This is a genomic window from Bradyrhizobium sp. 956_D2_N1_4 (genome assembly GCF_052076025.1).
In the GTDB taxonomy this organism is placed as follows: Bacteria; Pseudomonadota; Alphaproteobacteria; order Rhizobiales; family Xanthobacteraceae; genus Bradyrhizobium; species Bradyrhizobium barranii.
This window is the reverse complement of the sequence record NZ_CP197237.1, coordinates 4,080,597-4,102,751: the sequence shown is the minus strand read 5'-3', so window position 1 is coordinate 4,102,751 and position 22,155 is coordinate 4,080,597. Positions and strand designations below refer to the sequence as shown.

General features: G+C 65.1%; 23 protein-coding genes. 13 read left to right on the top strand and 10 right to left on the bottom strand.

Annotation, left to right across the window (positions count from 1 at the left end; all coding sequences use genetic code 11):
• The first annotated feature begins 181 nt into the window (after positions 1-181).
• Positions 182-643 carry a host attachment protein gene (locus AB7535_RS19345; RefSeq protein WP_071912919.1) on the top strand — a complete coding sequence of 154 codons (462 nt, stop codon included), beginning with the start codon at positions 182-184 and terminating at the stop codon, positions 641-643.
• A 30-nt stretch (positions 644-673) separates the two neighbouring features.
• Here the strand turns inward: AB7535_RS19345 and AB7535_RS19340 are convergent, their stop codons facing one another.
• Complete coding sequence (locus tag AB7535_RS19340; RefSeq protein WP_063982649.1) at positions 674-937, bottom strand: hypothetical protein; 264 nt, start codon at positions 935-937, stop codon at positions 674-676.
• A gap of 291 nt (positions 938-1,228) precedes the next feature.
• Here AB7535_RS19340 and AB7535_RS19335 point away from each other — a divergent pair, with 291 nt between their 5' ends.
• From AB7535_RS19335 to AB7535_RS19325, 3 genes are all read left to right on the top strand, one after another.
• The gene (locus AB7535_RS19335) at positions 1,229-1,672 is read left to right on the top strand and encodes a hypothetical protein (RefSeq protein ID WP_085405494.1); all 444 of its coding nucleotides are present in this window, start codon (positions 1,229-1,231) and stop codon (positions 1,670-1,672) included.
• Positions 1,673-1,771: 99 nt separating this feature from the next.
• Positions 1,772-2,644 carry a DMT family transporter gene (locus tag AB7535_RS19330; protein WP_085405495.1) on the top strand — a complete coding sequence of 291 codons (873 nt, stop codon included), beginning with the start codon at positions 1,772-1,774 and terminating at the stop codon, positions 2,642-2,644.
• A 97-nt stretch (positions 2,645-2,741) separates the two neighbouring features.
• Positions 2,742-3,488, top strand: coding sequence for a hypothetical protein (locus AB7535_RS19325; protein ID WP_063982651.1), 747 nt, complete (start codon positions 2,742-2,744; stop codon positions 3,486-3,488).
• Positions 3,489-3,544: 56 nt separating this feature from the next.
• Here the strand turns inward: AB7535_RS19325 and AB7535_RS19320 are convergent, their stop codons facing one another.
• Positions 3,545-3,865 carry a histone gene (locus AB7535_RS19320; RefSeq protein WP_439036799.1) on the bottom strand — a complete coding sequence of 107 codons (321 nt, stop codon included), beginning with the start codon at positions 3,863-3,865 and terminating at the stop codon, positions 3,545-3,547.
• 66 nt (positions 3,866-3,931) lie between these two features.
• The gene (locus tag AB7535_RS19315) at positions 3,932-5,323 is read right to left on the bottom strand and encodes a cryptochrome/photolyase family protein (RefSeq protein WP_439037355.1); all 1,392 of its coding nucleotides are present in this window, start codon (positions 5,321-5,323) and stop codon (positions 3,932-3,934) included.
• 169 nt (positions 5,324-5,492) lie between these two features.
• On the opposite strand from AB7535_RS19315, the gene AB7535_RS19310 reads away from it, so the two are divergent.
• The gene (locus tag AB7535_RS19310) at positions 5,493-7,223 is read left to right on the top strand and encodes a methyl-accepting chemotaxis protein (RefSeq protein ID WP_439036798.1); all 1,731 of its coding nucleotides are present in this window, start codon (positions 5,493-5,495) and stop codon (positions 7,221-7,223) included.
• A gap of 138 nt (positions 7,224-7,361) precedes the next feature.
• On the opposite strand, the gene AB7535_RS19305 is transcribed toward AB7535_RS19310, so the two are convergent.
• The gene (locus AB7535_RS19305) at positions 7,362-8,021 is read right to left on the bottom strand and encodes a peroxiredoxin (RefSeq protein ID WP_014494579.1); all 660 of its coding nucleotides are present in this window, start codon (positions 8,019-8,021) and stop codon (positions 7,362-7,364) included.
• 380 nt (positions 8,022-8,401) lie between these two features.
• Between AB7535_RS19305 and AB7535_RS19300 the strand changes: the two genes are divergently transcribed.
• On the top strand, positions 8,402-8,974 hold the full coding sequence (locus tag AB7535_RS19300; RefSeq protein WP_028154483.1) for a hypothetical protein: 573 nt from the start codon (positions 8,402-8,404) through the stop codon (positions 8,972-8,974).
• Between the two features lie 87 nt (positions 8,975-9,061).
• Here the strand turns inward: AB7535_RS19300 and AB7535_RS19295 are convergent, their stop codons facing one another.
• Complete coding sequence (locus AB7535_RS19295) at positions 9,062-10,915, bottom strand: alkaline phosphatase family protein (RefSeq protein ID WP_166342244.1); 1,854 nt, start codon at positions 10,913-10,915, stop codon at positions 9,062-9,064.
• 514 nt (positions 10,916-11,429) lie between these two features.
• On the opposite strand from AB7535_RS19295, the gene AB7535_RS19290 reads away from it, so the two are divergent.
• Positions 11,430-11,873: a hypothetical protein gene (locus tag AB7535_RS19290; protein ID WP_085405502.1), complete on the top strand. Its 444-nt coding sequence runs from the start codon at positions 11,430-11,432 to the stop codon at positions 11,871-11,873.
• A gap of 18 nt (positions 11,874-11,891) precedes the next feature.
• On the opposite strand, the gene AB7535_RS19285 is transcribed toward AB7535_RS19290, so the two are convergent.
• Complete coding sequence (locus AB7535_RS19285; RefSeq protein ID WP_439036797.1) at positions 11,892-12,734, bottom strand: GNAT family N-acetyltransferase; 843 nt, start codon at positions 12,732-12,734, stop codon at positions 11,892-11,894.
• A 112-nt stretch (positions 12,735-12,846) separates the two neighbouring features.
• On the opposite strand from AB7535_RS19285, the gene AB7535_RS19280 reads away from it, so the two are divergent.
• On the top strand, positions 12,847-13,551 hold the full coding sequence (locus AB7535_RS19280) for an SDR family oxidoreductase (RefSeq protein ID WP_439036796.1): 705 nt from the start codon (positions 12,847-12,849) through the stop codon (positions 13,549-13,551).
• A gap of 278 nt (positions 13,552-13,829) precedes the next feature.
• The gene (locus AB7535_RS19275; RefSeq protein WP_439036795.1) at positions 13,830-14,657 is read left to right on the top strand and encodes an outer membrane protein; all 828 of its coding nucleotides are present in this window, start codon (positions 13,830-13,832) and stop codon (positions 14,655-14,657) included.
• Positions 14,658-14,724: 67 nt separating this feature from the next.
• Here AB7535_RS19275 and AB7535_RS19270 read toward each other — a convergent pair whose 3' ends face one another.
• Entirely contained in the window at positions 14,725-15,780 is a 1,056-nt protein-coding gene (locus AB7535_RS19270; RefSeq protein WP_439036794.1) for a serine hydrolase, read from the bottom strand.
• Between the two features lie 279 nt (positions 15,781-16,059).
• Between AB7535_RS19270 and AB7535_RS19265 the strand changes: the two genes are divergently transcribed.
• From AB7535_RS19265 to AB7535_RS19255, 3 genes are all read left to right on the top strand, one after another.
• Entirely contained in the window at positions 16,060-16,455 is a 396-nt protein-coding gene (locus AB7535_RS19265) for a metalloregulator ArsR/SmtB family transcription factor (protein WP_439036793.1), read from the top strand.
• Complete coding sequence (locus AB7535_RS19260; RefSeq protein WP_439036792.1) at positions 16,455-16,946, top strand: SRPBCC family protein; 492 nt, start codon at positions 16,455-16,457, stop codon at positions 16,944-16,946. Before AB7535_RS19265 ends, AB7535_RS19260 begins: the two co-directional genes overlap by 1 nt.
• A gap of 204 nt (positions 16,947-17,150) precedes the next feature.
• Positions 17,151-17,993 (top strand): hypothetical protein, encoded by an 843-nt coding sequence (locus AB7535_RS19255; RefSeq protein ID WP_439036791.1) that lies wholly within the window; start codon positions 17,151-17,153, stop codon positions 17,991-17,993.
• On the opposite strand, the gene AB7535_RS19250 is transcribed toward AB7535_RS19255, so the two are convergent.
• Positions 17,974-18,660 (bottom strand): response regulator, encoded by a 687-nt coding sequence (locus AB7535_RS19250; RefSeq protein ID WP_063982664.1) that lies wholly within the window; start codon positions 18,658-18,660, stop codon positions 17,974-17,976. The genes AB7535_RS19255 and AB7535_RS19250 overlap by 20 nt on opposite strands.
• Positions 18,657-20,042 (bottom strand): HAMP domain-containing sensor histidine kinase, encoded by a 1,386-nt coding sequence (locus tag AB7535_RS19245; protein ID WP_439036790.1) that lies wholly within the window; start codon positions 20,040-20,042, stop codon positions 18,657-18,659. The genes AB7535_RS19250 and AB7535_RS19245 overlap by 4 nt, the downstream gene beginning before the upstream one ends.
• A gap of 188 nt (positions 20,043-20,230) precedes the next feature.
• Between AB7535_RS19245 and AB7535_RS19240 the strand changes: the two genes are divergently transcribed.
• Positions 20,231-21,097, top strand: coding sequence for a DUF2380 domain-containing protein (locus tag AB7535_RS19240; protein WP_439036789.1), 867 nt, complete (start codon positions 20,231-20,233; stop codon positions 21,095-21,097).
• Positions 21,098-21,111: 14 nt separating this feature from the next.
• Here AB7535_RS19240 and AB7535_RS19235 read toward each other — a convergent pair whose 3' ends face one another.
• Positions 21,112-22,143: an L-idonate 5-dehydrogenase gene (locus AB7535_RS19235; protein ID WP_439036788.1), complete on the bottom strand. Its 1,032-nt coding sequence runs from the start codon at positions 22,141-22,143 to the stop codon at positions 21,112-21,114.
• Between the last annotated feature and the right edge of the window lie 12 nt (positions 22,144-22,155).

Below are 22,155 nucleotides of genomic sequence, written 5' to 3'. Positions count from 1 at the left end.
AGATTATCCCAGGTTCGCGCGCGTGACCAATGCTGCGCTTGCACTGGCGCTGCCTGGCAGGACATTGCGTTCATCTTTGATCCTGCGCAATTCGCCGGCACGACTTCATCCCTAGTCTTGCCGTAGCCAGCGCTTCGAGGAATTCGAAGAGCAGGCTCGCGAGATTGCCTGGAGCTGTGCAATGGACAAGATGAGAATAGACAAGGGTGACTGGCTGATCGTGTGCGACGGGCGCAAGGCGCTCATTCTGGAAAACCTCGGCGACGAGATGTTTCCGAACCTCCACACCCGGGAGGTGCACGAGCAGCCCAATCCTTCGACGAGTGCGCAAGGGACCGATGCGCCGGGCCGGCTGAATGCCGCCGTCGGCGGCGCGCGCAGCTCGGTCGAGCAGACCGATTGGCACGATGAGGCCGAGCGTGCCTTCCTGCGGAACCTGGCCGGCCGGCTCGATGCCGCCGTCAGCGCGGGCGAGACCTCGGCCCTGACCATGGTGGCCTCACCACGCGCGCTCGGGATGATCCGCGCCGATTATTCGGTCGTGGTGCGCAAGGCGCTTCAGGGCGAGGTCGGCAAGGACCTCGTCAAGCTGCCGGTCTACGAGATCGAGAAGCAATTGCTGCTGTCGGGCGCCGCCAAATAGCGGCACCCGCAGAGGACGCGCCAGCGCGCCTCAGAAGCAGGGGTGCCGGCGGCCGTCCTGGCCGATATAGGTGGCCGAGCTCTGGTAGCAGCGGTTGTTCGACGGGCCGTCGTAGAAGGCGAAGGTGCCGGGGGTAACGCCGGGCCCGTAATTGTGCAGATAGCTGATCGGGTAGGGCAGCGGGTTGGTGTAGTGGCGGTGGTACCGGTGGTGTCCCCGCGCCTCCGCAAGGCTGGGGGCGAGGATTGCGGCCGACAGGGCAGCAACCGCGGCTACAAGCTTCAACGTGCTCATCTCGATTCTCCGGAACCCGCGCGAATAGGTCAGGTGTTTATAGCCATTTCGGGCCGCCGGGACACCCGTCCGGGGCCCGGAAATCGGGGCCAATCCCGCCGATTCCCGGGTGGGTGTGACAGAATTGCCCGGAGCAGGGTCGAAGGCTGCCCATTTTTGGCCTTTTCGGGATGCTTAACGAATTCCCCACACAAGTATGGCCAAAGAGAATTCGCTTAAGAATCCTGTCGCCGGCCCTTTGGGGGTCCTTCGAGGCCGGTTCATTCCTGAAGGCTTTCGCCGTCACGCACCATGCGCATCACGCTTTTGAGCCTGCTGTTGCTCTCCGCCGCCGCCACGCCGGCGCGCGCCGAGCTGCACATCACACGTGACCACGGCGGCTACGTCGAGGAGTACAAGGCCAAGTACAAGCGCGTCCGCGAGAAGGGCGAGCGCGTCATCATCGACGGCATCTGCAACTCGGCCTGCACCCTGGTGCTCGGCATGGTGCCGATGAACAAGATCTGCGTGACGCCGCGCGCCAGCCTCGGCTTCCATCAGGCCTATTACGACAAGGCCTTCACCTTCGGCATCAAGGTCACCAGCGCGGAGGGGACGTCCGACCTGATGTCCTATTACCCCAACACCGTGAAGGACTGGATCCGCCGCAATGGCGGGCTCACCACCGACATGAAGAAGATCAAGAACGGTGTCGAGCTCTGGAAGATCATCGACCCCTGTCCGGAAGAATGGTGAGCGGCTGAGCTGCGCTCCCGCTGTCCGTCGCAGCGCAGCATCGCTCGTTTTGGAAATTCGCATTGCCGCATAGGCCCCGGTCGGGCAATGAGGGCGGCAATGAACCATAATCAAGAAGCCCTGACCGCCCGCGCCGCACCGATCCTGTTCGTCGTGCTCTGGAGCACCGGATTCATCGGCACCAAATACATCATCAACAACGCCGATCCCTTGACCTATCTCGCCATTCGCATGGCGATCGTGGTCGGCCTGATGGCGATCATCGTGGCGATCGCGCGACCGAAATGGCCGGACCGTGTCGACGTCGCGCATAGCGCTGTTGCCGGCATTCTCGTCCACGGCTTCTATCTCGGCGGCACGGCCATTGCGATCGCGCATTCGATCCCGGCCGGACTCTCGGCGCTGATTCCGGGCCTTCAGCCGATCCTGACCTCGACCATCGCCAACCGCTGGCTCGGCGAACGCGTGACGCCGGTGCAATGGGCGGGGCTGGTGCTTGGCCTCGGCGGTGTAGCGCTGATCCTGCACGGCCGTCCGATGACCGGCGAGGCGGGGCTCGGCTGGCTCGCCTCGGTGGTGTCGTTGATCAGCATCACGCTCGGCACGCTCTATCAGCGCCGCTACTGCAACCACATCGACTGGCGCGCCGGCAATCTCGTGCAATATATCGCCGTCACCGTCTTCTTCACGGTCGGCGCCTTCCTGTTCGAGGACCGCGTGGTGCACTGGACGCGGGAGTTCGTGCTCGCACTTGCCTGGCTTGCCGTGGCGCTCTCGATCGGATCGATCGGGCTGTTGTACTGGCTGATCCGCCACGCTGCCGCGACCTCGGTTGCGAGCCTGTTCTACCTGGTGCCCGCCGTCACGGCGCTGATGGCCTATCTGCTGTTCGGGGAGAAGCTCGATGCGCTGGCGATTGCCGGCATGGCGATGTGCGCGGCGGCGGTGTTCGTCGTCAATCGGCGTTTCTAGGCAGGCAGGCCAGTACGTCGGAATACATCCCTGACGTGCGGCGCGCGCGCGTGCTAGGCTGGACTGATTTCAGCTTCCCTTTGGCAAGGTGATTTCCATGAAAAAAGCACGGCGTGCACTGCTCGGCAGGTCCTTGAGGCCGGTCCGGATTGCCTGCATCAACTACGCCGAGGAGATGATGAGCGAGCGGATGATGGGGAGGCTCACGGCGGCGCTCCAGAAATGCTACGACGAGCATTTCCTGCCGGTCTGGGGTTATCCCATCGATCTCGACGTCACCCGCAACCCGAAGCCGACGGACTGGCAGCTGCTCTATTTTGACGACGCCACCCACAAGAACTTCCTCGGGCGGCACGAGCTGACGCACCGCGGCCAGCCGATCTCAAAGATCTTTCTGAAGGCACTCGGCGAGGACGATCCGGTCAGCCTGGCGGCCTCGCACGAACTGTTCGAGATGGTGCTCGATCCCATGGCCAATCTGTGGGCCGACAAGACTCGGCACACCCAATATGCCTACGAGGTCTGCGACGCCGTGGAAGAGGAGTCTTTTCTCGTCAACGGCTTTCCGATGTCGAACTTCGTCTATCCGTCCTGGTTCGAACCGTTCGAGCATCCCCGCGGCACCAAGTTCGACCATATGGGGTCGCTCAAGGCGCCGTTCTCGATGACGGAAGGCGGCTATGTCATCAAGAAGGTCAACGGCCGGAAGGTGATCAAGCAGTTCGGCTCATCCGAGAAGCGGAGGCGCTTCGCCAAGGAGGACCGGCGCGGCCATCGCAGCGAATTTCGTGATCCGCAAGGCGAGCATCACCCGGGCCGGCGCGCAGCCAAGCGGCGAGGGTAGGGGCGGGAGAGGTCTCCGGGCGCGCCCGCACCTGGAGACCTGCTCGAGCGCTGCGATCAGCGCTTGGCCTTCTTTTTCGACTTGGCTGCCTTCTTCGCAGACTTCCTGGTGGCCTTCTTTGCAGTCTTCTTGGCCGCTTTCTTCGACGACTTCTTTGCAGCCTTCTTCGAAGCTTTCTTCGCAGATTTCTTGGATGCCTTCTTGGTCGCCTTCTTGGCTTTCTTCTTGGAAGCCTTCTTCGGCGCTACTTTCTTCGCGACCTTCTTGGCGGCTTTCCTGACCTTCTTGACGGCGGTGACTGCGGCTTCGCTGGTCGCTTCCACGGCGGTGGTGACCGTGTCCAGCGCCTGTTCGGTGATCGGCTTCTCGTCGTCCATATCGTCCCCCACGGTTTGTATGGAGCGATGACGATAGCGGGTTTCAAAATCGAGTCAAAGCAGCGCTCAACCTTTGCGGATCTTTGCGTAGGCGGCGAGCGCGCGCTCGCGCCCCTTCGCGTGATCGACGATCGGCTGCGGATAGGTCTTGCCGAGCGTGACGCCCGCGCTCGCAAGCTCGATCGGTGATACCTGCCAGGGCTGGTGGATCAGCTTGGCCGGCACGTCTTTCAGCTCGGGCACCCAGCGCCGGACATAGGCTCCATCAGGATCGAACTTCTCGCCCTGGAGAGTTGGATTGAACACGCGGAAATAGGGCGCGGCGTCGGCGCCGCAGCCGGCGACCCATTGCCAGTTGGCGGGATTGCTGCCGGCATCCGCATCGACCAGCGTGTCCCAGAACCAGCTCTCGCCGTCGCGCCAGTCGATCAGGAGATGCTTGACCAGGAAGGACGCCACCACCATCCGCACCCGGTTGTGCATCACGCCGGTGTGCCAGAGCTCGCGCAGGCCTGCATCGACGATGGGATAGCCGGTGCGTCCGCGCTGCCAGGCGGCGAGCGCTTTCTTGTCGCCCTTCCAGGGAAAGCCATCGAAATTCGTTTGCAGGTTTTCGGTGGCAAGGCTCGGATGATCGTGGAGGAGGTGGCGGCAGAATTCGCGCCAGCCGAGCTCGCTCAGGAACTTTTCGACGCCGGGCCCGATCGCTGGATTCTCCGCTGCGGCAAAGCGCGCGGCGTGCCAGATCTGGCGCGGGCTGAGCTCGCCGAACCTCAAATGAGGCGACAGGCTTGAAGTCCCCTCGCGATCCGGACGGTCGCGATCGCCGACATAGACGCGCGCGGTGTGCTTGAGGAAGTCGCGGAGGCGCACGCGGGCCGAGGCTTCTCCCGGCGTCCAGGTCTGGCGCAGGCCGCCAGCCCAGTCGGGCTTTGTCGGCTCGAGCGTCCAGCTCGCCAGCGCGTCGCTGGCGAGCTGCGGCGCGGGGCGTAGCTCCCGCGGTGCGGGCAGAGGCTTGGGCGGATCGCCCAGCGACAGCACCCGTCGCCAGAACGGCGTGAAGACGCGAAGACCGCGGCCCTCCTTGTTGCGGATCGCCGAGGGTGGCACCAGCAAGTCGCCAGGGAAGCTCTGCGAGTCCACGCCGAGCTTTGCCAGCGCCGCTTCGAGCTGTTTCTCGACGGCCTGATGCGATGCCTGCGCGACCTCATTCCAGTAGACCGCTCCCGCTCCGCTCTCCCGCGCCACCTCGGGGATCACTTTGGCCGCCGGCCCCTTGCGCAGGATCAGCGATCCGCCGTGCGTGGCGATCTCGGCGCCGAGCGCCCGCAGCGACTGCGCCAGCCACCAGCGCGTCGCACCGCCCGGTGCCCGTCCGGCCACCTCATCCATCACATAGAGGCAGATCACCGGCGCGCCTGTCTTCGCGGCAGCATGGAGGGCGGGATGGTCGGACAGGCGGAGGTCATCGCGGAACCAGACGATGACAGGCGGCGCGCTTGGCGTGGTCAGGGCAGGCCTCGTTTACAATTTGGCAAGCATGCCACGTGCGGCGGTGTGAACCGTCGTTAATTCGGTCGTAAGCCGATTGCATGAATATGCAGGAATTCCGGGGGTAGTTCCATTCATGTCCAACCGTGCGACGGCAAAGTTCTTGCCGCAATTCAAGCTGGGTACCAAGGCCGTCCTGTGCGCCGTGCTGCTGATCGCCGTGAACACGGCGCTCGTGGTCGGCGCCGGCTATTGGTCGCTCACCTCCGCCTTCAACGATCGTGCGCTGCGCGACATCGAGGTCAATTTGCGCACGCTGGCCCTGGCTTTTGCCGAGGTCGTTCCCGACGCGAAGATCACGATGCGGGATGGCGGGGTCGCGCGCGCCGAGATTCCCAAAATGCCGGAGTTCAGGGATCACGCCATCGTCGATCGCGCGGTGTCCTATGTCGGCGGCAACGCGACCCTGTTCGTGTTCGATGATGCGAGCGGGCAGTTCGTCCGCCGCTCGACCAACGTGAAGAAGGAGAACGGCGACCGCGCTGTCGGGACCCAGCTTGCCGCCGATCATCCCGGGCAGGCCGTCCTGCGCCGCGGCGAGGCGTACAGGGGCCCGGCCACGCTGTTCGGCAAAACCTTCATGACCGCCTATTTTCCGGTCGCGGATGCCACCGGCAAGGTCGTCGGCATTCTCTATGTCGGCATCCCCATGGCGCAGTTCGAGAGCATGCTGACCCAGGCCATCGAGAGCATGGCGATTGCGGCCGGTATTGCGGCGCTCCTGGTCCTGGTCCTCACCTTGCTGGTCGTCCGCCGTATCACCAGGCCGCTGACCTCGGTCACGCGCTCGCTGACGGCGCTCGCCGAAGGCAAGAGCGACGTCGAGATCGATTGCGAGGATCGCGCCGACGAGATCGGCGAGATCGCCCGCACGGTCGCGGTGTTCAAGAGCAACTCGCTGGAGCGGGCGCGCCTGCGCAGCGAGCAGACCGCGGTCACTGCTGCCGCGGCGGAGCAGCGCAAGGCGGAGCTGCGCAATTTCGTCGAGCAGTTCCGCGGCAGCGTCGGCGGCATCCTCGACAAGGTGCTGAACTCCTCCGGTGAGTTCGAGCGGGTGGCGCGGCAACTCACCGACACCGCACGCTCCACCGCCGATCTGTCGGCGCAGTCGGCCGGCGCATCCGAGAACGCCTCCGAGCACGTGCGCACGGCGGCCTCAGCCTCCGACGAATTGTCCCAGTCGATCTCCGAGATCACCCGCCGGGTGCAGGAATCGAACGAGATCTCCGCCGAGGCGGTGCGGCAGGCCGAAGCCACCGACCAGCGCATGGCGCAGCTCTCGGAAGCGGGGGCGCGCATCGGCGACGTCGTCAAGCTGATCACCTCGATCGCCGAGCAGACCAATCTTCTGGCGCTGAACGCCACCATCGAGGCCGCGCGCGCCGGGGACGCCGGTCGCGGCTTCGCGGTGGTGGCCCAGGAGGTCAAGACGCTCGCCGGCCAGACCGCCAAGGCGACGGACGAGATCTCGAACCAGATCGCCAGCATGCAGCTTGCAACGGAGGAATCGGTCACCGCCATCAAGGCGATCGGCCAGACCATCGAGCGCATCAGCGGCATCGCGGGCTCGATCTCGGCCGCGGTCGAGCAGCAGAGGAGCGCCACCCACAACATCGCAGCCAGCGTTCGCGCTGCGGCCTCCGGTACTGCCGATGTCGCGGTCAATGTCCGTCACGCCGCCAAGGGCGCGAGCGAGACGGGAGAGACGTCGAGCCGGATGTTCGCCTCTGCCCAGGCGCTGTCAGGCGAGAGCCTGCATCTGAAGGCCGAGGTCGACAGCTTCCTCGACCGCGTGCACGCGGCCTAATCCAACTCGGTCATTTCCGGGGCGGTCCGAAGGACCGAACCCTGGTGCGCATTGCGCACCAGGGAATCTCTAGATCCCGGGTTCTGACGCATCGCCCCGGGATGACTTTTTGCGGTCGCTATCCGCGACCGCCAAAAGTCACTTTGGCTGCGGCACGATGCGGATGTAGGGCTTCGGTTCCTTCCAGCCCTGCGGATAGATCGTCTTCGCCTCGTCGTTGGAAACCGAGCCGGCGATGATGACGTCCTCGCCCTGCGTCCAGTCGGCCGGCGTGGCGACACGATGCTTGGCGGTGAGCTGGAGCGAGTCGATGACGCGCAGGATCTCCTGAAAATTCCGGCCTGTCGTCATCGGATAGACCAGCACCAGCTTGATCTTCTTGTCCGGCCCGATGATGAAGACGTTGCGGACGGTCTGGTTGTCGGCCGGCGTGCGGGTGAGGGGATCGCCCGAGGTCGAGGCCGGCAACATCTCGTAGAGCTTCGACACGTTGAAGTCGGTGTCGCCGATCATCGGGTAGTTGGGGGCGGCGCCTTGCGTCTCCTTGATATCCTCGGACCATTTGGAATGGCGGTCGACCGGATCGACCGAAAGGCCCATCAGCTTGACGCCGCGCTTGTCGAATTCCGGCTTCAGCTTGGCAAGCGCGCCGAGCTCGGTCGTACAAACCGGCGTGAAGTCCTTGGGGTGGGAGAACAGGAGAGCCCAGCTATTGCCGATCCAATCGTGGAACTTGATCTTCCCTTCGGTGGTCTCGGCTTCGAAGTCGGGCGCGGTGGTGCCGATCGGGAGTGTCATGGTTCTACCTCATCTCATTGAATTTACTTGGTAATTTATCTTCGGCCGTCGCGGTCAGTATAGGGTCTTCGCGACCCTAAGTGAACCGCTTCAAGTAAAATGTGAATTTCTTCTCTGAAGGGCCGATTTCCTAGCACCTTTCTGTTACAGCCGCGCCTGCGACGAAACATCTCGACCGGAGCCGTACGGTCTCGATTGCCCCATAAAGCCTTTTATGATCCGCATCACGCTCGCCCCGACGCCTCCGGAACCGAAATGGTCCTCGTAGCGACTAATCGGCAACCATTGAGAAAAGTCGCGATCCCCGTATAGAATCATTAACCACCCCTTTACGCCCGCATGAAAATGCTGGTCGATCAGAAGAAATCTGGAAGTGAACTATGTCTGCCGCTGCGCATAAGTCTGTTGAGTCGCCGTCTCTCGAACCGTCCTGCCGCGATACCGCGGCTCATGCATTGACCGTCGTGCGCGACGGCGTGATCACGGGCGAAGGCCCGACCACCAAGGGCCGGGTCCACTTTTCCCGCTCGCTCGATGCCGATGACACCGCCTGGTGCGCGCGCATCCTGACCGCCACGGCCGTCAACGACCAGCCGGTCAGCCGCGCCGAAGCCGAGGCGCTGTTCGAGATCAATGAAGCCGCAACCGAGCGCACCGATGGCGGCCGGTTCGACGACCTGCTCGCCAAGGCCGTTGCCCATTACGCCGCGAGCGCCTCGGGCCTGAAGGTGCCGCCGCGCAGCGTCGCGCTGTCGGCAGAGTCCGAGATCGAGAGCTGGGCACCGTCCTACGCCGCCAAGGTCAACAGCGAGATGCTGGAGTGGATCGCCGGACAGATGCGCGGCAAGCGTCAGAACAACCGTCGCCTGATGGCGATGGTGGCGACCTTCCTGGGCGCCACTGCGCTGCCTTTGGCGGGCCAATTGCCGAACGTGTTCGACATCGGCATGTAAAAGATCTGGGCATGTAAAAGATCTGGGAATGTAAGAGTTAGACGAGACTGTCGCGCCCCTTGCGAGGCGCGACAGACAGCGGCGGGGTTATTTCCCCGCCGTTTTTTGTTTGCCGGCGTCCGGCTCGAGCCCGAGCGTGCGGCCTGGGAAACCGGCGGCGTCGAAATAGCGCTGGCTGCCGACGCGCTGGAAGTTCAGCACGGTCACCAGGCCGCCCTCGGCGGGCTTGGACTTCAGCGTGCCGGTATAGGCCTTCGGCACGATGCCGTTGGGCAGGGCCTCCGACATCACGCGGCCGACAAGGCCGCCGTTCTGCGGGCCGCGCAGGCCCATGAGCTGGGCGGCCGTCATGCCGACGTCGGCATTGCTGACCGGGATCTGGCTGACATAGCCGGCTTTGAAGTCCGGACCGATCGCGGCCATGAAGTTCATGGTGTCGCCGCGGCTGAAGCTGCCATGCATGCCCTGGCCCTGGCGCAGCACGGTGTCGGCGACCTGCACCGAGCAGTTGGTCGGCGCCTCACCGCAATCGCTGGCATAGGAGCGGAAATTGACGACGATCGCCGGCGTTGGCGTCGCCGACTTGCCGCGCAGATTGATGCTCGACAGCGGCAGGGTACCGGGGATGCGGCCGAGCGAGTCGTCCACGAACAGGCCGGAGACGTAATCCTGCTCGAGCAGCGCCTTGACGGTCTTGACCGCCAGCTTCTTGTCCTTGTTCGGCAGGTAGATCAGGTCCGAGCCGCCATTGGTGGCGATGACGAGGTCAGGCTTGGTCGGATCCTTGCCGAGCACGCCGTTGCCGGCCTTCGGATGGGCGTTGCCGGTGACGGCGGCGTTCTTGTCGTTGGGGTCGAACAGCGGCAGGTCGAGCGCCTTGGCGAGGTCGATCGCCAAAAAGCCCATCGGCAAAAAGTCCTTCGGCGTGTCGTCATAGCTGACCTTGGCCGAGGGGCTGGTCTTGCTCTCCTTGGAGATGGTCGAGAAGCCGTGGTCGGCCTGGATCATGATGTTGGTATTCGCGGCCAGCCCAAGCTCGTCGAGCGCCTTGCGGAGCTGGGCGAGGTTGTTGTCGGCGTTCTTGATGCTCGCCATCGTGCTCGGGCCGTTGATGCCCGGCTTGATCTGGTTGAGGCTGTCGCCCTGGTTGTGCTGGGTGCCGTCGGGATCGCGCGACCAGAACACCAGCACGAACGGCTTGTTGCGCGCCTTGAACATCGGCAGCACGGCCTTGGCGGCGACGTCGGCGAAATAAGCCTGCTGCGCGACGTTGGCGACAACGGTGCCGGGCGTCTTGGCATCGCCCGCCTTGGAATTGTCGCCGCGCGGCGGCGTGGCGAGGGGCAGGCCGGCCTTGGTCAGCGCGTCCTTCACCTCGTCAGACAGCGCCACGCCGTTCTTGCCGCCGGTGGAGTCATCGAACACGACCGAATGCAGGCCGGCCTTTTCGGGCTTGTCGGTGTGGTCGAACTGGTAGGTTGGACCGACCTTGCCGATCGCCGCGGTGCTGAAGCCCTTGTCGCGGGCCATCTTCAGGATCGTCTCTTCGTTGAGATAGTCGCCCTTGAAATGCTCGTCGATGTCGCCGAGCACGGCGTCGTTCTCGATGAAGGGGACCACGGTGTCGCCGGCGGGGACGGACGTATAGTTGGTCCAGATCGTGTTGGAGAACACGCCGGTGTCGCCGAGATAGTGACCGGTCGACATCGCCGAGCCGTTGGCCATGGTGAAGGTCGGGAAGAGCGAATGCGGGTTCTTGAAGTTGACGCCCTTGTCACGGACCTCGGCCATCGCCGGCGCGGTTTCCGGCGTCACCTTCAGTGCGCGCAAACCATCGGGGATGAAGAGGATCAGGTTGCGGGGCGTGTTGTTCTGGGCGGAGGCAAGTCCGGTGGACAAGACTGTCAGTCCGGCGGACAGCAACACCAGTGAACGGCGCATCGAAATCTCCTGCGGTGAGGCGGCAATGGCCGCGACCGCGGCCCCCGGCCATCGTTTAGTTTTGCTGCATGACAGTTTTGTTACAAGACCCAGGGAGCAAGCAGAAGTGACGGGGAGGTGACCAGGCACCCACGGATGGGGCGTTGTCGGGCACGAGATCACAGTTGTTGCGCTCAGCCGCCTCGACGCCGTCACTGCGAGGGCACCGAAGCAATCCGGAATTCCTCCGCGGCAAGACCCTGGATTGCTTCGCTGCGCTCGGGGAGGAGGCGACTTCAAGCAAAATTGCCGCCGCCAAATTCGGCGAGCGCGATCAACTCCGATCAACGGGTCATGAGGACTACCCCGGAACGAAGTGTCTGAAATCAGCACAGAATCCCGGGCGACTTGCCGCACCAGGTACCCCGTTAATCCCGTGCCTTAACCAACAATTAATTATACGTTTGCGGGTGAGCGACGGCCCGGCCTAGCGTGCGGTGGGGAGCCGCCGAAGCCAAACGAGTTGGTGCGTATCATGATGTCCAGATCATATGGGGCGCTCTTCGCCTCGCTCAGCGCAGCCGCGCTGCTCCTGTCTGCCAATGACGGTTTTGCCAGGCCCGGCGCCACCGCCGCGCACGGGATGGCCGCCGCGCCTTCCGGCGCGATCGCGCGTCCGCAGATCGGTCCTGGCGCCCGGTTCCGCGGCCGCAACACGCCCTGGGTCTATTGGCCGGGCGGCGGCGGGTTCTACGACAACGCAGGCTATAACCAGCCTTTCGTCGATGCCGGGCAGCCGGCCTCCACCGATGTGCGTTACACCTATACGTACGACGTTCCCTGGGACTGGACCCATCGCTTCCCGCCGAACGTGGTGCCGTCCGACCGGCCCTATGTGCCAAGCTGCCCGACGGAGCAGGTGACGGTGCCCGGCCGCGGCGGCGCCGAGCACACGGTCAACATCATGCGCTGCTACTGAGCGGCGTCGTCCGCCCAGCTAGCCCAGTTCAAAACTGGTCACGCCGAAGACGCGGTCGATCCGCAGCGGCGGGATCGGCCCTGTGTACATCCGCGCCGTCTCGAACACCGGCTTGAGCCCGAGCGATTCCGCGAGCGCGATGGCCTCGCGATTGATCGCGGGGACGTCGAAGAAGACTTCGCCGCCGCCTGCGCTCGCCAGCAGCGCCTGCACGATCGCTTCCGCCGCTCCGCGGTCGTCGGCGACGAGCGGGCCGATCTTGTGGCCGGTCCGGCAGGGCCGGATCACCCCCCATGCCGCGAGCTTGCCGTCGCGCAGCAGCGCGCCGCCGAGGTGGCCTGATGTGTTGATCCAGGCGCGCAGGAAGGTGCTACGCGCGGCCGGGAAGACGGTCGCGTCGTCGGCTTCAACGAGCGCGAACGGGACATTGTCGAGCGCGACGATTTCGGCGGGCGGATTCGGTGGCGCGGCGACGATGCCGCCGTAGCGGATATTGGCGTAGGCCAACTGGAAGCCGGACTTCTTGTAATTGTCCTGCTGCGTGACGACGCCGTCGAGCCCGATCACGCGGGCGCCCGCATGCGCGATCGCCGCGTTCCAGATGCGCAGGCCGTGGCCGGCGCCGCGAAAGCCAGAGCGCACGATGTAGAAGCCGAGGAAGGCGAAGCGATCATCGTAATTGACGCAGGAGATTGTTGCGACCGGCTGGCCGTCGATCTCGCCGACGAAGAAGCCCTTCGCGTCCGGGATGGCGAAACAGGCGGCGTCGCCGAGGCCCGGATTCCAGCCCTCGGCCGCGGCCCAGTCGACGGCGATGGCGATCTCCTCGGGGCGCAAATTGCGGATCTGCAGATCGCTCATGACGGATGCCTTAACGGATGCCTTCGGCGGTGGACCTGGCGGCAGGTCCGGCGGTAGAAGGCCTCATGATAGGCCGGGCTCGGGGCTCGCCTCAACACAGGGATGATCGGTCATGGCAGCAGAGAAGGTCGCACTTGTCACGGCTGGCGGCAGCGGCATGGGGGCAGGGGCTGCACGGCGGCTCGCGGCCGACGGCTTTCGCGTCGCGATCCTGTCGTCCTCCGGCAAGGGCGAGGCGCTGGCCGTCGAGCTCGGCGGCCTCGGCGTCACCGGCTCCAACAAGTCGAACGATGATCTGAAGCGGCTCGTCGACGGGGCGATGGCCAAATGGGGGCGCATCGATGTGCTCGTCAACAGCGCCGGCCACGGGCCGCGCGCGGCGATCACGGAGATCACCGACGAGCAGTGGCACACCGGCCTCGACACCTATCTCCTCAACGTGATCCGTCCGACCCGGCTGGTGACGCCGGTGATGCAGGCGCAGAAGAGCGGCGCCATCATCAACATCTCGACCGCCTGGGCATTCGAGCCGAGCGCGATGTTTCCGACCTCTGCGGTGTTCCGCGCCGGCCTCGCCGCCTTCACGAAGATCTTCACCGACACCCATGCCGCCGACAACATCCGTATGAACAACGTGCTGCCGGGCTGGATCGACAGCCTGCCGCAGACCGATGCGCGGCGCGACAGCGTGCCGATGAAGCGCTACGGCAAGGTCGAGGAGGTCGCGGCGACGGTGTCGTTCCTGGCGTCCGACGGCGCGGCCTACATCACCGGCCAGAATATCCGCGTCGACGGCGGACTGACGCGCTCGGTGTGAGTCGGCGCGCGGCTTCGCTCCGCCATTCTGGTGCACTTGTCGTAACGCGACGCGCGGCTTGCGCAGTGCGCCGCTGCGGCGGGGCGACGCGTGGCTCATCGGTCACACTCGTCACTGGTCTTGCGCGATAAGTCACTGACTACGTCACAGTCCATACGAACTGCGCCGCAGACCGAGACGAACAGACATGCTCCGCCTATTCCCGATCTGCGCCGGATGGCTCCCATCTGCGCGCATCGAAAACGCGATCGTCAATCGCGTGGGGCATGGAGACTGGAATGAAGAAGTTTTTGCTGGCGGTCGCTTCAATTGTGCTCGGCACCGCATCCGCGCAGGCCGCCGATCTCGCCGCGCAATATACCAAGGCGCCGGTGATGGCGCCGGCCTACAACTGGACCGGCTTTTACGTCGGCGGCAATGTCGGCGGGCAGTGGGGCAACGCCGATCTGAACACCTCGACCATCTGGACGCCGGCCGGCTATTTCGCCGCCAGCAGCGTCCCCGCCATCAACACGGTCGGCGCCCAAGGCGTCAATAGCTCCAGCGTAACCGGCGGCTTCACCGCGGGCTATAACTGGCAGGTGAACCACGCCGTGCTCGGCCTCGAAGGCGACATCAACTATTTCGGTTTCAAGGGCAGCGCGACGGGCTCTGCGCTCTATCCCTGCTGCGCGCCGACAGGCTTTACCGTGTCGTCGCAGGTCTCGGCCGATTGGCTCGCCACCATCCGCGGTCGCATCGGCTTCCTCGCGGCTCCGACCTGGCTGCTGTACGCGACGGGCGGCGCGGCGATCTCCGAGGTGAAGGGCAATTTCAATTTCACCGACACGTTCTCAGCCGCGACCGAGTCGGCCGCGATCCGCGACACGCGCCTCGGCTGGACCGCGGGCGTCGGCACCGAATATGCCTTCGGCGGCGGCTGGTCGCTCAAGGCCGAATATCTCTACGTCGATCTCGGCCGCGCCAGCGCGACCAGTACCAATCTGGTCGGCGGCGTAACGCAATATCCGAGCAACGTTTATACCCACTCGGTCGATCTCAAGTCGAACATTGTGCGCGTCGGCGTGAACTACAAGTTCGGCGGACCGGTCGTCGCCAGGTACTGAGCATCCCGTTCCTGATCTGGCGCGGAAAGCCCCGGCTCTGCCGGGGCTTTCTGTTGCGAGGGACGGTTCAGTGCGAGGCGACGAGCTTCGCCAGCGCGGGCAGGATCTTGTAGCGAACGATCTCGTGCGGGTATTCGCCGCGATTGGCGAGCAGGACGAAGCCGATCTGCCTGATAGGGACGAGGCCGAGATAGCCGGAGGCATTGTTGAGGCCGCCGGGCTTGTCGACGATGGTGGCGTCGGAGAGATGAACCGTCTCCCAGGCCATGCCTTGTCCGAATTTGTCGTCGACGCGGAAGGTCTCACGCTGCGTCATCCGCAGCGCCTCGCGCAAATGCGGATCGAGCGAGCGGCCGACGACGCAGGCCTCAACGAAGGTCGCGAGATCCCGCGGTGACGAAAACATCTGGCCGGCGCCGGGAAAGTCGAAATAGCTCTGCTGATTCCCGGGTGGGCCGATGGCCGTGCCCTGATCCGAATAGCCTTGCACGACGCGCTGCATCCACGCCACGTCCATGACGGCGCGGTTGTCCTCGCCGCGCTCCGGCAGAGAGGTCTCATTCATGCCGATCGGCCCAAGGATGCGCTCTTCGAACAGGGTTGCGATCGGAACGCCGTAGCACCGCTCGAGCACGAGCTGAAGCAGAACGTAACAGGCATGGCTGTAGATGCGCTGCTTGCCGGGCGCTTCGCCGGCCTGCGGCTTCCAGGCGTTGAACATGTCGATGAACTGCGCCTGCGAGAACGAGTCGTTCGGCCAGGGTGGATGGTCGGTCGACAGCAGCATGCCCGACGTGTGCGTGGCGAGCTGGCCGACGGTGACGCGGCGGACATAGTCTCCGGTGAGCTCGGGCAGATATTTCGGCAGGGGGTCGTCGAGCCGCAATTCACTCAGGAGCGAGCCCAGCGCCACCAGCGTCGCCTCGAACGGTTTGCGCAGCGAACCAAGGTTGAACAGCGTGTCCGGTGTGACCGGTCGTCGCGTGGCGTCGTCGGCGAAGCCGTAGTTGAAGAACTCGACATGGCGGCCGGCATAGAGCGCGGCGGCGAGGCCGCCCGGCTGGTCCGGCGTCGCGGTCGGCGCCAGCTCGTTGGCGACGATGTCGCGCATCTGCGCGATCATGTCGGAATCCGCGGATGCGCGGCGCGGCCAGGCCAACGCGAGGGGAACCAGCGCAGCCCGCGCGAGGGCCCGCCGGGTGAGGTGTGATGAGGTGACAACAGACGGCACGGCTCTGACGCATGATGCGATGCGCCCCCTCTCTCTTCTAACGGCGAGGGCTGCGTGTCCCAATTCACGATTGCGCGTTGTGGGTTCCGCCGGCGGGGCTTGCGGAAAATTACTTAGCTTGTGGGCTAACAATTATTGACGCCGGGCGGTGGTGGGCCTATAGTTAGCTTCATGGCTAACCAATTATCCCAGCTCGACCATGTCTTCGCAGCCCTTGCCGATCCCACAAGGCGGGCGATTGTGATGCGGCTCTGTGCCGGCGAGGCGTCGGTCGGCGAGCTCGCCGATCCGTTCGAGATGGCGCTGCCGAGCTTCATGAAACACATCCATGTGCTGGAGACGAGCGGGCTCGTTCAGTCGGAGAAATCCGGCCGCGTGCGCACCTGCCGTCTCAGCCCGGACGCGCTCGTCGGCGCGGAGGACTGGTTCCAGCAGCAGCGCGCGATCTGGGAGGCGCGCCTCGACAGGTTCGAGGCTTACGTCATGCAACTGAAGAAAGAGAAAGAGAAGGAGAGGGCGGCCGCCAAGCGACCGTCCCGCACAACCAAACGGAAAGGTTCTGAGTGATGACGAATTCTGCCAATCCCGCTCTGTCGCAATGGTCGATGGACCGCGAGATCGTGATGTCGCGCGTGATCGACGCGCCGCGCGATCTGGTGTTCGAGGCGTGGTCCGATCCAAAACATCTCCCGCAATGGTTCGGGCCGAAGGGCTTCAAGCTCGAGACCTTCGAGATCGACGTGCGCGTCGGCGGCGTCTGGCGCTTCAACATGATCGGTCCTGACGGCACCGTCTATCCGAACCGCATGCGCTTCCGCCGCATCGAGCGGCCGTCGCTGATGGAGATGGATCACGGCGTCGACCAGGACGATGATCCCGGCATGTTCCGCTTCACCCTCACCTTTGCCGAGCAGAGCAACGGCAAGACCGTGCTGATGATGCGGCAACTGGCCTCGAGCACCGAGCAGCGCGACGGCATGATCGGCTTCGGTGCCGTCGAATACGGCTACCAGACGCTGGACAAGCTCGCGGCGTATGTTGGTGGGATGAAGAAATAGAATCCCCAGCGTTATTCCGGGGGCCTCGAAGAGGCGCCCCGGAATAAGCTCGGAAACGCATGGGAGAGCAGTCGCCTTCGCGAATATGACAGCGCGCAGGTCAATTATGACAGCGCCATAACGTAGATTTTTGTCGCGTCGTGCCGCCGGTTTATGACAGAATTGCTACCGCTAAATGTCATATCGGTTACGGCGGAGCGATTCATGTTGCAGTGGCAGGCGCGGTCAAATCCCCTCGCGTGGTGGTGGGGGTCCCTGACGCTTGTCAGTGCGGCCAACATTCTCGTCTGGTTCATGCTGTACCGCGAGTTCTATCCGACGGTTGCCGGCAGCGCCGGCGGCGGTTCGGATATCGGGCTGATGTTCCTGCTCTGCGCCGGTTATGTGTTCGGCTGCGCGTTCCGATCGTTCCTGCCGCGCGCCGACGTGCAGCGCATCTGCCTGTTCGACACATGGCTCTCCAGCGTGTTCGTCGGCCGCACCGTCGCGACCGTGGCCGAGCTGTGCTTCGTCGCGCAATGGGCGATCATCCTGCATCAGCTGGGTCACATGACGGGGGCGGAGACCGCGGTGAACATCGCGCTGGTGATCGTGCCCATCATCATCATCGCGGAGTGCTTCTCCTGGTACGCGGTCGTCACCACGAACTTCCTCTACAACGCGATCGAGAATTCGTTGTGGGCGGTGACGTTTTTCCTCGCCGGCATCGCGCTGTGCCGCCTCATGCCGGAATTCCAGGGACCGGTGCGCTGGGCGCTGATCGCCGGCATTATCGGCATCGCCTGCTTCCTCGCCTTCCTCGTCACCGTCGACGTGCCGATGTATCTCAGCCGCTGGCGGGCAGGGCATCAAGAGGGCAACAAGCTCCTCGGCTTCCTTGAAGGTCTGCATGACGTCGCGACGCGCTGGGTGGTGACCCACGACATCGCGCACTGGAAGGGCGAACTGACCTGGATGTTCCTGTATTTCACCGCTGCGGTGTGGTCGAGCCTCGCGCTCTGCGCGCTCTACGCCATGGAAGGCTATCTCACGCGTTATCTGGCCTGAGCGACCGGGCTTCGCCGAGATCGGCCTGCGTCAGCAGGCCTTGCCGCAGCGCCAGCCGGACCAGCTCGATGTCGGAGCCGACGCCGAGCTTGTCCTTGATCAGCGAATGCAGGTTCGCCACCGTCTTCGGGCTGACGTGGAGCGTCTCGGCGATCTCCTCCGTCGTGTTCTCGGCGAGCAGCAGCCGCAGCACCTCGAACTCGCGCGGCGTGAGCACGTCGGCGGCCGAGCTCTCGCCGCTGATACGGCTGAGCGCGAGCTCGTGGTCGATGTCGGGGCTGATGGCGATCTTGCCGGCGAGCACGTCCATCACGGCGCGCACCAGCGTCTCGGGCGGGCTGGTCTTGGTGACATAGCCCCGCGCGCCGGCGCGGATCGCCTGCACGGCGAAGCCGGCATTCTCGTGCATGGTGAAGACCAGGATCCGTGCCGCCTTGTCCCATTGCCTGATGCGCCTGACGGCCTCGATGCCGCCGATGCCGGGCATGCTCAGATCCATGATGACGAGGTCGGGCGCCTCGGATTTGAACAGACGGTAGGCCTCGGCGCCGTCGGCCGCTTCGGCGACAACGCGAAGCCCCGGCTGCTTCTGGAGCACGGAGCGATAGCCCTCGCGGACGACGGAATGGTCGTCGACCAGCAGAATGGTCGCATCGGCCGCGCTCATGCCGCGCGCTCCAGTGGCTGCCGATCGAGGCCTGCAAGCGGAATGACCACGCGCAGCGCGGAGCCGCCGTTCGGCGCGGCCTCGAAGCTCAACTGGCCGCGCAGGGCCGCTACGCGCTCGCGCATGCCGAGCAGGCCCATTCCGGATTTTGCGACGGGATCGTTCGACCGTCCGTCGTCGTCGATCGCAAGTGCGATCTCGTCGGCACGCATCGCAAGCTCCAGGCTTACCCGCGTGGCGCCGGCGTGCTTGGCGGCATTGGTGAGTGCCTCCTGCACGATACGGTACAGGCTCGCGCTGATCGTGGCGGGCAGTGTCGCGAACGCACCGTCGAACCGGATCGAAAACCGTGTCTGGCCGCGGCTACGCCCGTTCCAGCCCGCGACGAGGCCTTCGAGGCTCGCCACGAGCCCGAGCTCCTCAACGTCAGGCGGGCGCAGCCGGAACAGCGCGCCGCGCAGCGTCTCCATCATGCCGGTTGCGGTCCGCGCGATGCCGTCGCATTCGCCAAGCAGGGAAGGGCAGTCCTGTACGGCGGTCTGGCGGGCAGAGGAGGCGAGCGCGCGGATGGCGGCCAGCGACTGGCCGAACTCGTCATGCAACTCGCGCGCGAGATGGCGGCGCTCCTCGTCCTGGAGTGCGATCAGTTTCCGCGTCAATTCGCTGCGCTCGGCCAGCGCGGTGTCGAGGCTTTCGGCGAGATGGTTGAAGACGTCGCGGATCGCCGACAGCTCGGCGAGATCGAACGGCGGCAGCCGCGTCGACAGGTCATTGGCGGCGATCCGTTCGAGGCCGGAGCGAATCATGCGGGTGGGGCGCAGCGCACGCGCCAGCGCTGCGTAGACCAGGACGCACAACAGCGGCAGTGCGATTGCAAGTGCGAGCATCAGGCGGCCGGCCTCGTGCCAGGCGTCGGCGGTCTGCACGGCCGGGTCGACCGAGACCACGGTCTCGCCGAGCTTCGTTCCGCGCACGATCACGGGCCGTGCCGCCTCGCGGCCGGGGTCGAACAGGCTGCGATAGAAAGCCACGAAGACTTGCGGCGGCGGGTTCGCCGGGATCGGCGCGCCACTGCAGAATCGCTGGATGATGTCGCCGCTCACGGCGCGGAACGCCAGGCACAGGCCGGGCGTCATCACATAGGCCGAAACGGGGTCGAGGTTGGGAAAGTCCGAGCGCGGGCTAGCCACCCACTGGATCTTGCCCTGTTGCAGCTCCAGCGTCTTGGCCACGATGGCGGCGATGTCGTCGAGGCGCGCATGGGCCGCGCGGTCGGCGGTGATTAGGAAATAGGCGGAGATCGCGGCGAAGCACGCGGCCGATATGGCGGCCACGCGCAACGTCAGACGGACCTTGAGATCGAACCTCGGGCGGTTCCACATCGGCGGGCACCTGGCGCGAACGGAATTGTCGCCCCGGCATTAAACGGCAGAACGCAAGCGGCGGAAAGCGCCGCGCTTACCGCGGTGCAACGTCGTGAAATTTTCCCGGCCTTGGTCGGGACCAGCGCAGCTGCATGACCTGAGGCTGCCGTCCAGATTGCGCCGCCGCTCCATCACACGAGGCCCGCATGCGCCGTATCAGCTTGATCCTCTCTGCTTTCCTCCTCTTCGTCCTCCCGGCGGCCTCTTCGCCTGCCGGCGCCGAGGATGCCATCGGCGTTGCCGTGGACGATTTCAGCTACACCGATACGTCGGCCGAGCCGGCCAACCAGACCGCCGCCCATGAGCGGCGGCTGTCGGCGTTCATGGCCGCGCTCAGGCGGGATATCAGTGCGGACGGCCGCTACCGGCCGGTGCCGTCTGCCCTGGACGGCGCAGCATTCAAGGTCATCGGCGGCATCCAGAAGACCAGCACGCTGGTGCAATGGGCCAAGGTCGCCGTCATCGACGTCGGCGCCAGGAAGCTCGTGATGGACAAGCTCTACACCTTCCGCGGCGACAATGATGAATCATGGGAGCGTGCCGAGATTTTCGTGTCTCGCGAGGTCATGGCCGCGCTCGCCACGCCCGCGCCGGTCGCGCTGGCCGTGTTCGATTTCGAGCTCGAGGACACGACCGCCGCCTCGACTGGCACTTCAGCCACGTCGGATGCGTCATATCTGGCCGAGGTCACCGGCAGCGTGCGCGAGGCGCTGGGCCAATCCGGCCGCTACCGCATCGTTGATGCCGGCGGCGAGGCGGTCAAGGCGCGCGCCTTGCGGGATTGCGGCGGCTGCGAGGCGGCGATCGCGCAAAAGCTCGGCGCGGATCAGTCGTTGATCGGCGTGGTGCGGCGGGTCAGCCGCACCGAATACACGCTCGGCTTCCAGGTCCGCGATGCCAGGACCGGTGCGGTGCTGTCGCGTGGCGACAGCGGCCTTCGGATGGGCGCGGACTATTCGTGGAAACGGGGCGCGGTCCGGCTGGTCAGCGATAAGCTGATCGGGAGCCAGTAACCGCGATACTCGCCCTAGAACGTCAGCTGCACCTTCATCGATTGCGAGCGGTCGCTGGCGAGTTCGAACGCGGCGACCGCGTTCTCGAACGGCATGGTGGCCGTGATCAGCGGCTTCACGTCGATCAGCCCTTCGCCCATCAGTCGCACCGCGAGCTCGAATTCGGGGTCGAAGCGGAAGGTGCCGCGGAGCTGCAATTCCTTGGCGACGATGGAGTTGATCGGCAGCGTCATCTCGCCGCCGAGACCGAGCTGCACCAGCGTCGCGCCGGGCCGAAGCACGTCGAGCGCGGTGCGAAGCGCGGCCTGGTTGCCGGAGGCCTCGAACAGGGTGTCGAACACGCCCTTGCCGGCGCGCCAGGGATCGAGCGCTGCGGCATCGGTCGCGACATTGATGGCGTGGGTGGCGCCGAGCTTCTTTGCAACCGCGAGCGGCGCGTCGGCGACATCGGTCACCACGATCTCGGACGCGCCGCCGAAGCGCGAGACCAGGATCATCAGCGCACCGATCGGCCCGCAACCCGTGATCAGCACGCGCTTGCCGAGGAGGGGGCCGGCCTGCTTGCCGGCATGCAGGCACACTGCGAGCGGCTCGGCCACCGCGGCTTCCGCCAATGTCAGCTTGTCCGCGATCGGCACCGCCTGCGCGGCATCGACCGTGATGAACTCGCGAAAGCCGCCTTGGACATGGGGGAAGCGCATCGCGCTGCCGAGGAAGCGCATGTCGAGGCACTGGTTGCGCATGCCTTCCTGGCAATGCAGGCACTGGCCGCACGGTCTGCTCGGATTGACGGCGACGCGCGCGCCCGGCTTCACATTGGTGACGCCGTTACCAACGGCCGCGACCACGCCCGCGATCTCGTGGCCCAGCGCCATCGGCTGCTGGATGCGCACGACGCCGAAACCGCCGTGATGGTAGTAGTGCAGATCGGAGCCGCAGATGCCGCCGTTCGCAATCTTGACGCGGACTTCGCCCGGGGCGGGGGCTGGATCGGGATAGAGGTCGATCCGCAGGTCTTTCGGGGCGTGGATGACGACGGCGCGCATGGTCTCGTTCCC